This window comes from Microbacterium sp. HMH0099 (assembly GCF_049384025.1).
GTDB lineage: Bacteria > Actinomycetota > Actinomycetes > Actinomycetales > Microbacteriaceae > Microbacterium.
This window is the reverse complement of sequence record NZ_JBMRJR010000002.1, coordinates 608,714-622,578: the sequence shown is the minus strand read 5'-3', so window position 1 is coordinate 622,578 and position 13,865 is coordinate 608,714. Positions and strand designations below refer to the sequence as shown.

Annotated in this window: 13 protein-coding genes and 1 tRNA gene; 6 read left to right on the top strand and 8 right to left on the bottom strand. The window is 71.3% G+C overall.

Features of this window, described 5'->3' with window-relative positions; all coding sequences use genetic code 11:
• Nucleotides 1-2: 2 nt before the first annotated feature.
• The 4 genes from ACO03V_RS06705 to ACO03V_RS06690 all read left to right on the top strand — a co-directional run bounded on the left by ACO03V_RS06705 (nucleotide 3) and on the right by ACO03V_RS06690 (nucleotide 3,522).
• Complete coding sequence (locus ACO03V_RS06705; protein ID WP_423137051.1) at nucleotides 3-623, top strand: thymidine kinase; 621 nt, start codon at nucleotides 3-5, stop codon at nucleotides 621-623.
• A 155-nt stretch (nucleotides 624-778) separates the two neighbouring features.
• Nucleotides 779-1,804 carry a UDP-glucose 4-epimerase GalE gene (gene galE / locus ACO03V_RS06700; RefSeq protein ID WP_367726133.1) on the top strand — a complete coding sequence of 342 codons (1,026 nt, stop codon included), beginning with the start codon at nucleotides 779-781 and terminating at the stop codon, nucleotides 1,802-1,804.
• Between the two features lie 66 nt (nucleotides 1,805-1,870).
• Nucleotides 1,871-2,704 carry a FadR/GntR family transcriptional regulator gene (locus ACO03V_RS06695; protein WP_423137050.1) on the top strand — a complete coding sequence of 278 codons (834 nt, stop codon included), beginning with the start codon at nucleotides 1,871-1,873 and terminating at the stop codon, nucleotides 2,702-2,704.
• Complete coding sequence (locus ACO03V_RS06690; RefSeq protein ID WP_423137049.1) at nucleotides 2,701-3,522, top strand: siderophore-interacting protein; 822 nt, start codon at nucleotides 2,701-2,703, stop codon at nucleotides 3,520-3,522. Before ACO03V_RS06695 ends, ACO03V_RS06690 begins: the two co-directional genes overlap by 4 nt.
• 94 nt (nucleotides 3,523-3,616) lie before the next feature.
• Here the strand turns inward: ACO03V_RS06690 and ACO03V_RS06685 are convergent, their stop codons facing one another.
• From ACO03V_RS06685 to ACO03V_RS06665, 5 genes are all read right to left on the bottom strand, one after another.
• Entirely contained in the window at nucleotides 3,617-4,390 is a 774-nt protein-coding gene (locus ACO03V_RS06685) for an HAD-IIB family hydrolase (protein WP_423137048.1), read from the bottom strand.
• Nucleotides 4,391-4,459: 69 nt separating this feature from the next.
• Nucleotides 4,460-4,533, bottom strand: a tRNA-Pro gene (locus tag ACO03V_RS06680).
• Between the two features lie 263 nt (nucleotides 4,534-4,796).
• Nucleotides 4,797-6,314, bottom strand: coding sequence for a hypothetical protein (locus ACO03V_RS06675; RefSeq protein ID WP_423137047.1), 1,518 nt, complete (start codon nucleotides 6,312-6,314; stop codon nucleotides 4,797-4,799).
• Nucleotides 6,315-6,429: 115 nt separating this feature from the next.
• Nucleotides 6,430-7,353: a metallophosphoesterase gene (locus tag ACO03V_RS06670; protein ID WP_423137046.1), complete on the bottom strand. Its 924-nt coding sequence runs from the start codon at nucleotides 7,351-7,353 to the stop codon at nucleotides 6,430-6,432.
• Complete coding sequence (locus ACO03V_RS06665; protein WP_423137045.1) at nucleotides 7,350-10,052, bottom strand: transglycosylase domain-containing protein; 2,703 nt, start codon at nucleotides 10,050-10,052, stop codon at nucleotides 7,350-7,352. The genes ACO03V_RS06670 and ACO03V_RS06665 overlap by 4 nt, the downstream gene beginning before the upstream one ends.
• Before the next feature lie 110 nt (nucleotides 10,053-10,162).
• Here ACO03V_RS06665 and ACO03V_RS06660 point away from each other — a divergent pair, with 110 nt between their 5' ends.
• Both ACO03V_RS06660 and ACO03V_RS06655 read left to right on the top strand, forming a co-directional pair.
• Nucleotides 10,163-10,381, top strand: coding sequence for a hypothetical protein (locus ACO03V_RS06660; RefSeq protein ID WP_056229468.1), 219 nt, complete (start codon nucleotides 10,163-10,165; stop codon nucleotides 10,379-10,381).
• Nucleotides 10,378-10,845: a RidA family protein gene (locus ACO03V_RS06655; RefSeq protein ID WP_367726140.1), complete on the top strand. Its 468-nt coding sequence runs from the start codon at nucleotides 10,378-10,380 to the stop codon at nucleotides 10,843-10,845. The genes ACO03V_RS06660 and ACO03V_RS06655 overlap by 4 nt, the downstream gene beginning before the upstream one ends.
• Nucleotides 10,846-10,913: 68 nt before the next feature.
• On the opposite strand, the gene ACO03V_RS06650 is transcribed toward ACO03V_RS06655, so the two are convergent.
• The 3 genes from ACO03V_RS06650 to acs form a co-directional block, all read right to left on the bottom strand.
• On the bottom strand, nucleotides 10,914-11,306 hold the full coding sequence (locus ACO03V_RS06650) for a type II toxin-antitoxin system VapC family toxin (RefSeq protein WP_423137044.1): 393 nt from the start codon (nucleotides 11,304-11,306) through the stop codon (nucleotides 10,914-10,916).
• Nucleotides 11,303-11,557, bottom strand: a complete 255-nt coding sequence (locus ACO03V_RS06645; RefSeq protein WP_423137043.1) for a type II toxin-antitoxin system VapB family antitoxin — start codon at nucleotides 11,555-11,557, stop codon at nucleotides 11,303-11,305. Before ACO03V_RS06645 ends, ACO03V_RS06650 begins: the two co-directional genes overlap by 4 nt.
• A gap of 108 nt (nucleotides 11,558-11,665) precedes the next feature.
• Complete coding sequence (gene acs, locus ACO03V_RS06640; RefSeq protein ID WP_423137042.1) at nucleotides 11,666-13,633, bottom strand: acetate--CoA ligase; 1,968 nt, start codon at nucleotides 13,631-13,633, stop codon at nucleotides 11,666-11,668.
• Nucleotides 13,634-13,865 lie beyond the last annotated feature (232 nt).

Below are 13,865 nucleotides of genomic sequence, written 5' to 3'. Positions count from 1 at the left end.
TCGTGGCGAAGCTGTACTTCCGCTACGGGGCGATGAACTCGGGCAAGTCGACGGCTCTGCTGCAGGCGGCGTTCAACTACGAGGAACGCGGGCAGCGCGTGCTGCTGGCCAAGCCCGCGATCGACACGAAGGGCGCCGACCAGATCGACAGCCGTCTCGGCGTCTCGCGCCCCGTCGACTTCCTCGTCGGCCCGGACGACGATCTGCGGACGGAGTTCCGCGCGGTGGCGGGCGACGCGGCCGCCGGTGCGGAGCCGGTAGCCTGTCTCCTCGTCGACGAGGCGCAGTTCTTCACCCCCGCGCAGGTCGACGACCTTCTGCGGATCGCCGTGCTCGACGGCATCCCGGTCCTCGCCTACGGCATCCGCACCGACTTCCGCACCGAGGCGTTCCCCGGCTCCGCGCGCCTCCTCGAGATCGCGCACAGCCTCGAGGAGCTCAAGACCATCTGCCGCTGCGGCCGCAAGGCGATCTTCAACGCGCGTCTGATCGGCGGCCAGTTCGTGTTCGACGGCGACCAGGTCGCGATCGACGAGGAACAGGATGCCGGCGAGGTGACGTACGAGTCGATGTGCGCCGTCTGCTATCTGTCGGCCTCCGGCGGCAGGCTCGACGGCAACTGACCGGCGCGCAGCGGTGCCGCGCTCCGGGACAGACGGGCGGAGGCCGCGTCCACCGATCCCGCGCACCCCGTTCGGGTGACGTTTCTCCGGAGCCCGGCACGCCATCCGGCCGCGACCGGGCCGGTTCGCGCAGCACCGTTCGGTAGCCTGGGGGCATGCGTGTTCTGCTCGCCGGCGGTGCCGGTTACATCGGTGCCCACACGGCCGTCGCTCTCCTGGATGCCGGACACGAGGTCGTCCTCCTCGACGACCTGTCGGGGACGCACGCGGTCGCGGCCGAGCGGGTCGCCGCGATCACCGGCAAGTCCGCCCCGCTCGTCGTGGGCGATGCGTCCGACGAGGCGGTCGTCGCCGCGGCGTTCGACGCGCACGGGCCCATCGACGCGATCATCCACCTCGCCGCCTTCAAGGCCGTGGGGGAGTCGACCCAGAAGCCGCTGGAGTACTACTCCAACAACCTCGACACGACGTTCTCCCTCCTGCGCGTGGGGATCGCCCGCGGCATCCGGAGCTTCGTCTTCTCGAGCACCGGGACGGTGTACTCCGACCCGGCCGACCTGCCGTTCACCGAGGAGTCGACGACGAGCGTCGACCTGTCGAACGCGTACAGCAAGTCCAAGCGGATGAACGAGGTCGTCCTCGCCGATGTCGCCCGGGTGAACCCCGAGCTGAACGTGACCGTGCTGCGCTACTTCAACCCCGTCGGCGCGCACCCGTCCGGCCTGATCGGCGAGGACCCCGCCGGCATCCCGAACAACCTCATGCCGTACGTGTCGCGCGTCGCGATCGGGTCGCTCGACGAGATCGGCGTCTTCGGCTCCGACTACGACACCCCGGACGGCACGGGCCTCCGCGACTACATCCACGTCGTCGACCTCGCCGAGGGGCACGTCACCGCGCTCGAGAAGGCGCAGCCGGGCCACCAGGTCTTCAACCTCGGCACGGGGCGTCCCGTCAGCGTGCTGGAGCTCGTCGCGTCGTTCGAGAAGGCCGTCGGCCACGAACTGCCGAAGAAGATGCTCGACCGTCGCCCCGGCGACGTCGCGGCGACGTACTGCGACCCCGCGAAGGCGGCCGAGGTGCTCGGGTGGCGCACGCGTCTGACGATCGACGACGCCTGCCGCGACTACTGGAACTGGCAGACGAAGAACCCCGCCGGCTACGCGACCGCCGAGGACTGACCGCCGCGTAGGGTGGGGCCGTGTGGTCCGGCCACACCGGACCCCGGCGACGAGGAGAGGGATGCCATGCCGACCGACGCCCCGCGCGCCTGGCAGATCGTCCTGGAACGCATCGAGGGCGACCTCCGGGACGGTCGTCTCGTCCCCGGCGACCGGCTGACGCCCGAGCGGGAGCTCGCGACGCAGCTCGGGGTCGGCCGGTCGAGCGTGCGCGAGGCCATCCGCGTCCTGGAGGTGCTCGGCGTGGTCCGGACGGCCACGGGCTCCGGTCCCAGCGCCGGCGCGATGATCGTGACGACCCCGCGGGGTGGCCTGGCCGCGTTCCTCCGCCTGCAGGTCGCGGCGAGCGGCTTCCCGATCGCCGACGTCGTCCGCACCCGCATCGTGCTGGAGTGCGATGTCGCAGAGAGCCTTGCCGGCCGGACGGCGGACCTGGCGGAGGTGCACGGGATCCTGGATGCCATGGACGACCCCGCTCTGGCCGCGGGGGAGTTCCTCGCCCTCGACGCCCGCTTCCATCTCGCTCTCGCGGAAGCGTCCGGCAACGCCGTGGTCGCCGCGATGATGGCGGGGCTGCGCAGCTCGATCGAGTCGTACACGCAGCTCGGCGCCGCACGGATGCCGGACTGGGATGCCACCGCGCACCGCCTCCGCGAGGAGCATCGCCGCATCGTGCAGGCGGTCACCGACGGCGACGGCGCCGCCGCGCGCGCGGTGGTGACGGCTCACATCACGGACTACTCGCGGCAGGTCGCCGCGGCCATCGCGCGGGTCGACGCCGGCGAGCCGCCGTCGGAGGAGGCCGCTCCCGTCCCCGCGGCGGGCGCCCGCGACGCCCTCGCGCGCGTCCCCGCTGTCCCGCCCGGTGATGCCGGCGCCGTCCGAGAGGAACATTCATGACCGATCGCCCCCTCCGCCCGCCGCGCCCGCAGCACGTGCTCGAGGTGACCTCGAGCGAGTGGGTGACGCCGCACATCGTGCGCCTGCGGGCGACGGCCGCCGACCTGTCGGCCTTCCGGGAGAGCCCGTACACCGATCGCTACGTCAAGATCACCTTCGTCAAGCCGGAGCTGGGACTGGAGCCGCCGTACGATCTGCCGGCGCTGCGCGAGACCCTCGCCCCCGAGGACCTCCCGGTCACGCGGACGTACACGATCCGCGAGGTCACCGACCGTGACCTGGCGATCGACTTCGTCGTCCACGGCGACGAGGGCCTCGCCGCGCCGTGGGCCGCACGGGCGGTGCCGGGCGATCGGCTGGTCGTCTCGTCGCCCGGCGGCGGCTACGCCCCTGATCCGTCGGCGGACTGGCACCTGCTCGCGGGCGACGACTCGGCGCTGCCGGCGATCGCGGCGGCGCTGGAGGCCTTGGCCCCGGATGCCACCGGCACCGCGTTCATCGAGGTGCAGGGGCCGGACGACGAGCTGCCGTTGACCGCGCCGGGCGGCGTGGACGTCGTGTGGCTGCACCGCGGGGAGGCCGTGCCGGGGACGTCGTCCGTGCTCGTCGACGCGGTCGCGGCGTGGGCGCCGCGGGACGGTCGCGGGCAGGTGTTCGCTCACGGGGAGCGCGAGGCGATGAAGGGCCTGCGCGATGTGGTGTTCGGGCGCTGGGGTCTGGCGCGCGACCAGGTGTCGCTGTCCGGGTACTGGGCGTACGGGCGCACCGAGGACCGTTTCCAGGCTGAGAAGCGCGAGCCGATCGGTCAGATCATCTGACGCGAGGGCGGCTCGGACCGGCTGCCTTCCCACGCGGGTCGGGCGGGTGCGGCGGGACGGCCGGCGTCTCGCGTCGGAGGCCTTCCCGCGCGGGTCAGGCGCGCGCGGGCAGCGTGGGGATGAGCGCGTCCAGGTAGGCGGCGGTGTCCTCCCAGCCGTGCACCGCGTGGCACTCGACGCCCATCGCGAGGACGGGGTAGTCGTTGCCGTCCGGGTCGAGGCGGTCGCCGACGAACAGCATGTCGTCGAGGGGGATCCCGGTGGCCTCGACGAGCTGGTTCATGCCGTACGCCTTGTCGATGCCCTGGTGGGTGATATCGACGGAGGTGGAGCCGCCGGAGCGGACTTCGAGGTCGGGGATCCGGGCGGCGACGGCCTCGCGCAGGCTGTTCTTCTTCTGACCGGTGGGGTCCCACGCCATCTTGGCGTCGAGCGGCGCCTTCTGCCCGAGGGCCGAGAAGGTGATCTGCGACCCGCGGTCTTCGAGGATGTCGCCCCACGGCTCGGCCTCCCACAGCCCGAGGCGCTCCGCCTCCTCGCGGACGGCGGTGAGGGCGCGGGTCTTCTCGTCGTCGGTCAGCGAGCGGGCGTAGACGGTCTCGATGCCGTCGGACGTCAGGCGGTAGTACTGCGTGCCGCACGTGGGCATGAGGTGGAAGTGCGACAGGATCTCGTCGCTCGTCTCGGGCAGCCGGTCGATCACCTGGGTGCGGAACTGCTGCAGCTGACCGCCGGAGATGATCGCGACCTCGACGCGCTCCGCGAGGGCGAGGAGCAGATCGCCGATGCGGAGGTCGATGGCCGTCTTCGACGGGGCGAGCGTGTCGTCGAGATCGAAGGCGACGAGGCGAGGTGAGGTGTCGGACATAGGGCTCCTATCGGACGACGCGATTTCGATACACGAAAGGCTCCGCCCGTGGGCGGAGCCTCTCTGCGGTCGGGGTGACAGGATTTGAACCTGCGGCCTCGTCGTCCCGAACGACGCGCGCTACCAAGCTGCGCCACACCCCGTGAGCAACCCTACGATTCTACCCTCTTCCGACCCGTGCTCCGAACCACCGTGCGCTCCGGGCGCGTCCCCCTCCCGTCGGCGCCGGGCGGACGGCGACGAGCGGGACCGCTGGACGGCGGCGCGGGGACCGCTGTACGGCGGCGGGGAGGTGCGGCGGACGGCGACGAGCGGGACCGCTGGACACCGACGAGGAGGCGCGGCGGACGGCGACGGAGAGGCGCGGCACGGCTCGCGCTCGACCGCACCGCGCCTCCCGGGGCCGTCAGACGCGGGTGCGCCTGCGGTGCACGACAGCGGCGATGACGCCGCCGACGAGGGCGAGTGCCGCGCCGCCGGCGGAGAGTCCCGCCAGGGCCGTGCCGTCGGTTCCCGTGGTGGCGAGCGCCGCCGGTGCAGGGGCGGGGGCGGGCGGTGCCGTCTCCTCGACGACCGGCGGGGTCGGCACGGGCGTCGGTGTGGGCGTGGGGGAGGGCGGCGGCGCCGGTGCCCACTGTGACGTCTGCGCCGGTTCGGCGAAGCGCTCGCGCCAGACGTAGTCCGTCGGCAGGTGGGCTGCGACCTCGGCATCCTGAGCGGCCCGCTCGATGCGCCAGACCGCGATGTAGACCCCGGGTCCGGGGACGGCCTCCTCCGTCGACACGGACACCGTGCCGACGCCCGTGGACGGGTCGCTCACGACCTGCAGCGAGGAGACGGGCGACAGGCCGTCGGGGATGTCGTCGGACTCCGCGGGGAACGCCGACGTCCGGTAGAGGTCGGCCGACGCCCGGATCGGAACGGGCGTGCCGTCCGCCCGCTGGGGCCAGACGCCGTCCTCGGTGACGAAGGTGACGGCATCCACGAACCGCCCGTCGTCGTCCATGTGCGCCCGGGTGGTGATCCGCGGCGCGAAGCGCACGGGGCGCGGCGCCGCGTCCTCGCCGGTCACCTCGAAGACCGTCATCCCGCCGGGCCCGGCCGTCTCCTGCTGACCGGTGGTCACGAACAACCGGACCGCGGCGGAGCGCGAGGCGAACGTGCCGCGAGCGCGGACCGTGTAGGGGCGGACGTCGCCGTCGGGATGCGCCGCCGTGATGGCGAACACCTCGCCGTCGTGCACGCCGCCGCGGTCGGGGCTCCCCGTGTCGCTGAAGACGGCGTTCTCCAGATGGAGCTCGCCGGTGGCGTGCGGGTCGACGTCGGCGGTGACGGTGCCGCGGGTGGGGTCGTCACCGTCGGTGGTGAGCACCAGCGAGCCGTCGGTGCGGGGCGGTGTGATGGCGGCCGCTTCGGCGAGGTACTTCTGCGCGAGCTCCTGGATGGCGGGGTTGGCGTCCGGGGCGACGCGACGCATGATCCAGTCGATCGCCTCGGGGAACGAGTCGCCCGTGTATCCCCACGAGTGCAGCGTCGTGTCGAGGTCGGCGATGGCCTTCACCGCCCAGCCGACCGCGGCCGCCTGTACGGCGTCATCGGTCTGCCCGTACGTGGACACGAGGTGGTTGATGGAGACCAGCTGCTGCGGACTCATGCCGTTGGCGTCGGTGCTGATGCCCATGTCGGTGCTCGTCCCGGTCGGGACGGGCTCTCCGGGATTGACGCAGTACGTATGGGAGTCGCCGGCGATCATCGAGCCGTGCCAGCCCTGCGAGGACAGCGGGGCCCAGGTGCCGAATCCCGAGCCGCGGTCGGCGCCGTGCGCGGTCGGGGCGGCGAGGGCGACGCCGACGATCGCCGCACCGGCGAGCGCCAGCCCGAGCAGCCGGCGTCGGGGCCCGTGAGCGGGTGGGGGATGGTGCATGTCGAGAGTCCTTTCGTCGAGGAGCCTCGATCGTGTCGGTCCCGACGGTCGCCGCGATGGCGAAAGGGGCCGATCCGTGAAGGATCGGCCCCTTTTGGCGGCTGGGGAGGAGACGTCAGCGCGGCAGCAGCGTGACGAGCGACACCTCCGGCCGGCAGCCGAAGCGCACCGGCGCATAGATCGAATGGCCGAGTCCGGCGCTCACGTTCAGCGGAACGGTGCGACCGTCGTGGGTCCACTCGCTGAGCCCGCGGGCCTGGTCGAGCGGGATGTCGCAGTTGGCCACGAGAGCCTTCCGCGAGAACGGCACGCGGACCTGTCCGCCGTGCGTGTGCCCGCCGAACAGCACGTCGGCGCCCAGGTCGACGAACTCGTCCAGCGTGCGACGGTACGGCGCGTGCATCACCCCGAGCGTCAGGTCGGCGGCATCCAGGGTGTCCAGGATCGGGGGGAGGAGCTCCGGGTGGTCCCACTTCCGGTGCGCGTCGTTGACGCCCATCGCGGTGATGCGGGTGCCCTTCACCTCGAACGACACGGCGGTGTCGTCGAGGAGGTGCCAGCCGAGGTCGTCGCCCAGGAAGCGGTCGAGCGCACCGACATCGAGGTGCTTGTGCTTCGGCTGCGTGCCGGACGGGCCGAGGAAGTAGCGCAGCGGGTTCCGCGGCGACGGCTCCTGGTAGTCGTTCGACCCGTGGACGAACAGACCCGGGATGCCGCGGAGCGGCGCGAACGCCGTCCGGATCCCCGTCAGTCCGTCGCGGTGTCCGAGATTGTCGCCGGTGTTCACGACGAGATCGGGCTCGAGCTCCGCGAGCTGCGCCATCCACTCCTGCTTGCGGTGCTGCCAGGGGGCCATGTGCGCGTCGGAGACGTGCAGGACGCGCAGGGGCTCGGCGCCCTTGGGCAGCACCCGCAGGGCGTGGTATCGGACGGTGAACAGGTAGCGCTCGATGCCGACGCCCCACACCGTGGCCCCGACAGCGGCCGCCCCCGCGACCCCGAGGGGTGCGAGGGCGGCCTTCAGGACGGGGCCCGTCATCCGCAGTTCTTCGCGATCACGTCGATGGCGATCGGCGTGTTGCGGTTGGTGCTGGTTCCGGGGCCGGGGTTGGTCCCCGTGGCCTGGCCCTGGTCCGGCGCGTCCGGCTGCGTGACGCAGTTGCCGAGACTGAGGCTCGTGAACCCGGCGCCCTGGAGGGTCGCCGTGGCCTCGGGCAGGCTCTGCCCGGCCACGCTCGGGACCGTCGCACCCTCCCCGTTGCCGGGACTGAGCGTGATGGTCGATCCGGCTGCGGCGGTCGACCCGCTGGGGCTCTGCGCGGCGACCGTGTCCGGACCGCTGGTGGAGTCGATCGGCTCGCCGACCGAGACGCGGAACCCGGCGCGCTCGAGCGTCGAGCGGGCGCTGTCGAGCGACTGTCCGACCACGTTCGGCAGGTCGCGCTGAATCGTCCGGATGAGGTTCGCGGAAGGACCGGGGAAGTCGTCGCCGCCGTACAGCTCGTCCGCCGTCTGCTGGATGCTGCGTGCCAGGCCGTATCGGACGTCGGCGAGGCGGCCACCCTGGAAGTAGCGGCTGAACAGGTCCACCTCGCCCTCGATGTTGCCGACCCACACTGCGGTGGTGACGTTGGTCGACGACTCGATCATCCAGGTCTGCCAGCCTTCGTGGGTTCCCGTCTTACCGATGACCTCGGTGCCGTCGCCGGGGTTGGCGCTCTGACCGGTACCGCCGCGGCCCATGACGCCCTGCAGTGCATAGGCCGCGGTCGCGGCGACCTCGGGGCTCATCGCGGCCGAGCAGGTGCGCTCCGGCGCGGCACGCTCGCCGCCCTTGTTGTCGGTGACGCGGTCGATGACCTTCGGCTGGCAGTACGTCCCGCCGTTGGCGACGGCGGCGTAGGCGCCCGCCATCGCGATGGGGGAGACGTTGTCACTGCCGATGACGTTGTTCGCGACGGCCATCGTGATGTCCTGACCGCGACCGTTGGTCACGCCGAGCTTCTTGGCCACCTTGGCGATGTCGCACATGTCAAGCTCCGCCGCCATCGCGAGGTAGCCGGTGTTCAGCGAGTCGCGCGTGAACATCATGGGCGTGCCCACGTATCCGGGGTCACGGGCGAAGTTGTTGATCCGGGTCTTGCTGGCGTTGACCCAGTTGCCCGTGCAGGAGTTGGTCATGTTCGGCGCCGGCCCGACGCGTCCGTTGAGCGTCTCGTTCAACGAGTGGCCCGTTTCGAGCCAGTCGACGAGCGTGAAGAGCTTGAACGTCGATCCGGCGCTGAAGCCGATCGAGCCGCCCTTGTCCAGGTCGCCCGCGAACACGATCGAGCTGTAGGACGGGTCGTTCGCGGCGAGCTCGCCGTCCTGCGTGAACTTCGTGTTCTGCGCGATGGAGAGGACGCGCCCGGTCTTCGCCTCGATGTTCACGGCCGTCGAGCCGAACTTCATGTTCTCCATCGACTGCGGCGCACGCTCGTTCATCTCCGTCTGCGCCACGTCCTGCATGCGCAGGTCGAGGGTCGTGTAGATGTTCAGACCGTCCTGGCGCAGCGCGCGGACGCGGTCCTCCTCGGTCTCGCCGAAGGCGGGGTCGTCGAGGATCGTCGCCACGACGTACTGGCAGTAGTACGGGGCGGCCGAGCTGGCGCAGCCCTGGGAGGGTTGCGTGATCTGCGGGGTGATGGGCTCGATCGCGGCGGCCACGTACTCCTCGTGCGTGATCTTGCCGGTCTCCTCCATCTGGCTGAGGACGTACAGCTGACGACCCTTGGTCGCGCTGTAGCCGTCGGCGGCGTTCAGCAGCTGCTCCTGGGTGATCTCGCCGTTGTCGAGCAGCGTGTAGAGCGCCTGGATCGTGCTGCGGTCGACGTCGTCGATCGAGCCGTCGGGGGCCTTGTTGTAGCCGATCGTGCCGTCGGCGCTGAAGATCGAGCCGTTCGGCAGGTCGATGCGGAAACGGTTCGGGTTCTGCACCATGCCGGCGAGCATGGCCGACTGGCTGACGCTGAGCTGCGAGGCGGGCACGCTGAAGTAGTACTTGGCTGCGGCGTCGATGCCGTAGGTGGTGCCGCCGAAGTTGGCGATGTTGAGGTACCCGAGGAGGATCTCGTCCTTGGTGTAGCGCTTCTCGAGGCTGATGGCGTAGCGCATCTCCTGCAGCTTCCGCTGGTAGCCCTCCACGCCCTCGGCCTGGATCGCTTCCGTCGCGCACGCGCGCAGGACCTCGTCGCGGGTCTGCGCGGGCTGCGTGTCCGTGGCCTCGGTGGCGCGCGCGTTGCGCTCGCACCGCTGCACCAGCACGTTCTTCACGTACTGCTGGCTGATGGACGAGCCACCCTGCGTCTGCCCGTTGGCCGCGTTGTTCAGCAGCGCTCGGGTCGTTCCGATGAGGTCGATGCCGCCGTGCTGGTAGTACCGGGGGTCCTCGGACGACAGGACGGCGTCGTACATGACGGGCGCGACCTGGTCGAAGGTGACGGGGGAGCGGTTCTGGTCGAAGAACTGCGCGAGTACCTGGTCGCCGGCCCAGAGGGTCGTCGGGAGCATGAGCTCGTCGATCTCGAGGTAGTCGGGCATGCTGTCGAAGATCGAGATGGCGCTGTTCGCCGCGGCACCGGACACGGCGATGGCCGGGGTGACCGCCGCGGTCACGAGGACGCCGGCCGCCGCGCTCAGGCCGACGAGGCCGACGATGCCGCCGAGCACACCGTTGGCCGTTCGTTTGTTCTCAGGCATAGGCTTGATGCTAAGCGACGTTGCTGGGCGATGCCTCGAAGGCGTGCGCTCGCGCGCGTACGCGTCCACCATCGCGCTCGCTCGTCGAGCTGACCCGCCGGGAGCCTCGTATGACCACGTGGGAGTACCTCACCACGCCGCTGCTGATCCACAACACCGCCGCGATCCTCAACAACTGGGGCAAGCAGGGCTGGGAGCTGGTGCAGGTCGTGACCGGCCCCGAAGGCGGTCTCGTGGCCTACTTCAAGCGCCCCACCGGCGGCGGCGCCGCCAACGCCGGACTCGGCGCGGCCGAGACCGCGGCCCGTCAGTTCGAGGGCCAGCAGTGACCGTCTCGGAGCGTCTCGCCGATCTCGGCGTCGACGTCCCCGCGGTCGTGCCGCCCGTCGCCTCCTACATCCCCGCGAAGCGCCACGGCGACCTCGTCTACACCTCCGGGCAGCTCCCGATGGTGCAGGGCGCGCTCCCCGCGACCGGCAAGGTCGGCGAGACCGAGGGACTCGTCGCCCCCGCCGACGCGAAGGACTACGCCCGCCAGTGCGCCCTGAACGCGCTCGCCGCGGCCGCCGCTCTCGTCGGCGGAGTCGACAACATCACCGGCGTGCTCAAGCTGACCGGCTTCGTGGCATCCGTCCCCGAGTTCACCGGGCAGCCCGGCGTCATCAACGGCGCGAGCGAGTTCCTGGGCCAGGTCTTCGGCGAGGCGGGGGCGCACGCGCGCTCGGCGGTCGGCGTCCCGGTTCTGCCGCTGGACAGCCCCGTCGAGGTCGAGGTCGTCTTCACCGTCGCCTGATCCCGCGCATCGCCGGGCCAGGAAGGTCCCGGATGCCTCTCGCCCGAGGCATCCGGGACCTTCGTCATTCACAGGGCCGGAGTCAGATCCGTGCGGGTGAAGTCGTCGCCGACGAACAGCAGCGGTTCGTGGCGCTCGGCGGCGAGGGCGTAGCTGAAGCAGTCGCCGAGGTTCAGCTGGGCCGGGTGGCCGGATCCGCGGCCGTAGTCCCGGTACGCCTGCCGTGCCCGCGCCGCGTGCGCGGCCGTGAACGGCACGATCTCGGGGTCGATCGCGGCGATCAGCGCGTCGAAGCGCGCCGCCCTGACCGGGTCGCCGCCCTTGTCGGCGACGATCGTGGCCTCGACGAGCGTGGCGGCCGAGAGGGCGGGCCGCTCCTCCGCGGAGAGTGCGGCGAGGATGGCGTCGGCCGTGCCCTCGGCCTGCACCACGGCGATGAGCGCCGACGTGTCCACGATCATCGGGGGAGCCCGGCATCGTCGTAGAGGCCGCGCTCGGCGGCGCGGAGGTCGACGCCGGCGAAGGCGTGCTGCGCGGCGGCCGCTGCCCGGGCGATCCGTGCCGCCCGGTCCTCGGCGGAGGGGGCGGCGTCGAGGGCGTCCAGGGCGGCGCGTACGGCGAGCTCCACCGCGGAGGTCTGACCGACCCCGAGGCGCGCGGCGAGCTCGCGCACGGCCGCGTGCACGCTCTCGTTCTTGATGTTCAGGCTCACGGTGGAAGTCTACCCGTACCGTCTTACCGTCTACCCTCATTCGGCGCGAACGGAGAAGGTCCCGGATGCCGCTCGCCGTGGCATCCGGGACCTTCTTCTCTCACCGCGTCACTTCACCTGCGCGCTGATCACGCTCATCACGGCGGTGTCGGCGAGCGTCGTGGTGTCGCCGACCTCGCGGCCCTCGGCCACGTCGCGCAGCAGGCGTCGCATGATTTTGCCGGAGCGGGTCTTGGGCAGTTCGCCGACGATGTAGACGTCCCGGGGGCGGGCGATCGGGCCGATCTGCTCCCCGACCCAGCGGCGCAGCACGTCGCCCAGGCCCTCCACGGGGTTCTGCTTCAGGTACCGGCTCTTGATGATGACGAACGCGACGACGGCCTGGCCGGTGGTCTCGTCCGACGCGCCCACGACCGCCGCCTCGGCGACGCCCTCATGTCCGACGAGCGCCGACTCGATCTCGGCCGTGGACAGGCGGTGGCCCGAGACGTTCATGACGTCGTCCACGCGGCCGAGCAGCCAGACGTCGCCGTCCTCGTCCAGGCGGGCGCCGTCGCCGGCGAAGTAGTAGCCCTTGTCGGCGAACTTCTCCCAGTAGGTCTCCTTGTACCGGTCCGGGTCGCCCCAGATCCCGCGGAGCATGCTCGGCCACGGCTCGGTCACGACGAGGAGGCCGCCGTTGCCGTTGCCCACCGGCTCGCCTGCGTCGTCGACGACCGCGATCGAGATCCCGGGGACGGGCACCTGCGCCGACCCCGGTTTGGCCTCCGTGACGCCCGGCAGGGCGGAGATCATGATGGCGCCGGTCTCGGTCTGCCACCAGGTGTCGACGATGGGCGTCTCGTCGGCGCCGATGATCTCGCGGTACCAGACCCAGGCCTCCGGGTTGATGGGCTCGCCGACCGAGCCGAGCAGACGCAGCGACGACAGGTCGAAGCTCTGCGGCACGTCGCGGCCGATCTTCATGAACGACCGGATCGCGGTCGGCGCGGTGTAGAAGATCGTGACGCCGTGCTTCTCGATGAGCTCCCACCAGCGGCCCGGGTGCGGGGTGTCGGGGGTGCCCTCGTACAGCAGCTGCGTCGCGCCGTTCGCCAGCGGACCGTACGTGACGTAGGTGTGCCCGGTGATCCAGCCGATGTCGGCCGTGCACCAGTAGACGTCGGTCTCGGGGTGCACGTCGTGCACGACCCGGTTCGTGAACGCCGTCTGGGTCAGGTATCCGCCGGAGGTGTGCAGGATGCCCTTCGGCTTCCCGGTGGTGCCCGACGTGTACAGGATGAAGAGGGGGTTCTCGGCCGGGAACGGCTGCGCCTCGTGGACCGCGGATGCCACCGGCACCACGTCGTGCCACCAGATGTCCCGCCCGTCGTTCCACTCCACCTCGTTCTCGCCGCGCCGCACGACGAGCACGTGCTCGACCGTCTCCTGGACGCCGGAGCCGTTGCGGTCGGCCAGCGCCTGGTCGACCGCGGGCTTGAGCGGCGACACCTTGCCCTTGCGCCAGCCGCCGTCCGCGGTGATCACGAGCTTCGCGCCGGCGTCGTCGATGCGCGCGCGAAGGCTGTCGGCGGAGAAGCCGCCGAAGACGACCGAGTGGACGGCGCCGATGCGCGCGACGGCCAGCATCGCGGCGATGGCCTCGGGGATCATCGGCAGGTAGATCGCGACGCGGTCCCCGCGCTCGATGCCGAGGTCCGTCAGGACGTTCGCGACACGCTTCACCTCGTCGGTGAGCTCGGCGTAGGACACGTTCCGGGTGTCGCCCGGCTCGCCCTCCCAGCGGAGGGCGATGCGGTCGCCGTTGCCGGCCTCGACGTGGCGGTCCAGGCAGTTGTACGCGACGTTGAGCTCGCCGTCGGCGAACCACTCCGCGAACGGGGGGTTCGACCAGTCGAGCACCGTGGTGAACGGGGTATGCCAGTGCAGCTCCCGCGCCTGGTCGGCCCAGAAGCCCTCGCGGTCGGCCGCGGCCTTCTCGTAAAGGGCCGCGTCGGCGACGGCCGCGTCGGCGAATCGGGCGGACGGCGCGAAGCGCCGCGTCTCGGTGAGGAGGTTGTCGATCTGGCTGCTCATCGCGGCGCTCCTTCGCGTCATGATCGGAATCGACGGATGCCGCACGGCGTGCGCCATCGTCACCCGGTCAGGCTAGCCACGCGTCGCGTCGGGCGAATACCCCCGATAGTTGGCATGGCGCGCGAGGACGACACCGCTGATATATCGGTGTGAATAGACGTGTCGCGAGTTGGCTCGGGCTCCGGGTGTGCATAAAGTAGGGGCGCCCGAACATCGCTTCCGGCATCCGCGT

Bases quoted from the DNA above. Each gene is read 5' to 3' on its own strand.
- galE (WP_367726133.1), top strand. From the start codon at position 779: ATGCGTGTTCTGCTCGCCGGCGGTGCCGGTTACATCGGTGCCCACACG.
- ACO03V_RS06695 (WP_423137050.1), top strand. From the start codon at position 1,871: ATGCCGACCGACGCCCCGCGCGCCTGGCAGATCGTCCTGGAACGCATC.
- ACO03V_RS06690 (WP_423137049.1), top strand. From the start codon at position 2,701: ATGACCGATCGCCCCCTCCGCCCGCCGCGCCCGCAGCACGTGCTCGAG.
- ACO03V_RS06685 (WP_423137048.1), bottom strand. From the start codon at position 4,390: ATGTCCGACACCTCACCTCGCCTCGTCGCCTTCGATCTCGACGACACG.
- ACO03V_RS06675 (WP_423137047.1), bottom strand. From the start codon at position 6,314: ATGCACCATCCCCCACCCGCTCACGGGCCCCGACGCCGGCTGCTCGGG.
- ACO03V_RS06670 (WP_423137046.1), bottom strand. From the start codon at position 7,353: ATGACGGGCCCCGTCCTGAAGGCCGCCCTCGCACCCCTCGGGGTCGCG.
- ACO03V_RS06665 (WP_423137045.1), bottom strand. From the start codon at position 10,052: ATGCCTGAGAACAAACGAACGGCCAACGGTGTGCTCGGCGGCATCGTC.
- ACO03V_RS06660 (WP_056229468.1), top strand. From the start codon at position 10,163: ATGACCACGTGGGAGTACCTCACCACGCCGCTGCTGATCCACAACACC.
- ACO03V_RS06650 (WP_423137044.1), bottom strand. From the start codon at position 11,306: ATGATCGTGGACACGTCGGCGCTCATCGCCGTGGTGCAGGCCGAGGGC.
- acs (WP_423137042.1), bottom strand. From the start codon at position 13,633: ATGAGCAGCCAGATCGACAACCTCCTCACCGAGACGCGGCGCTTCGCG.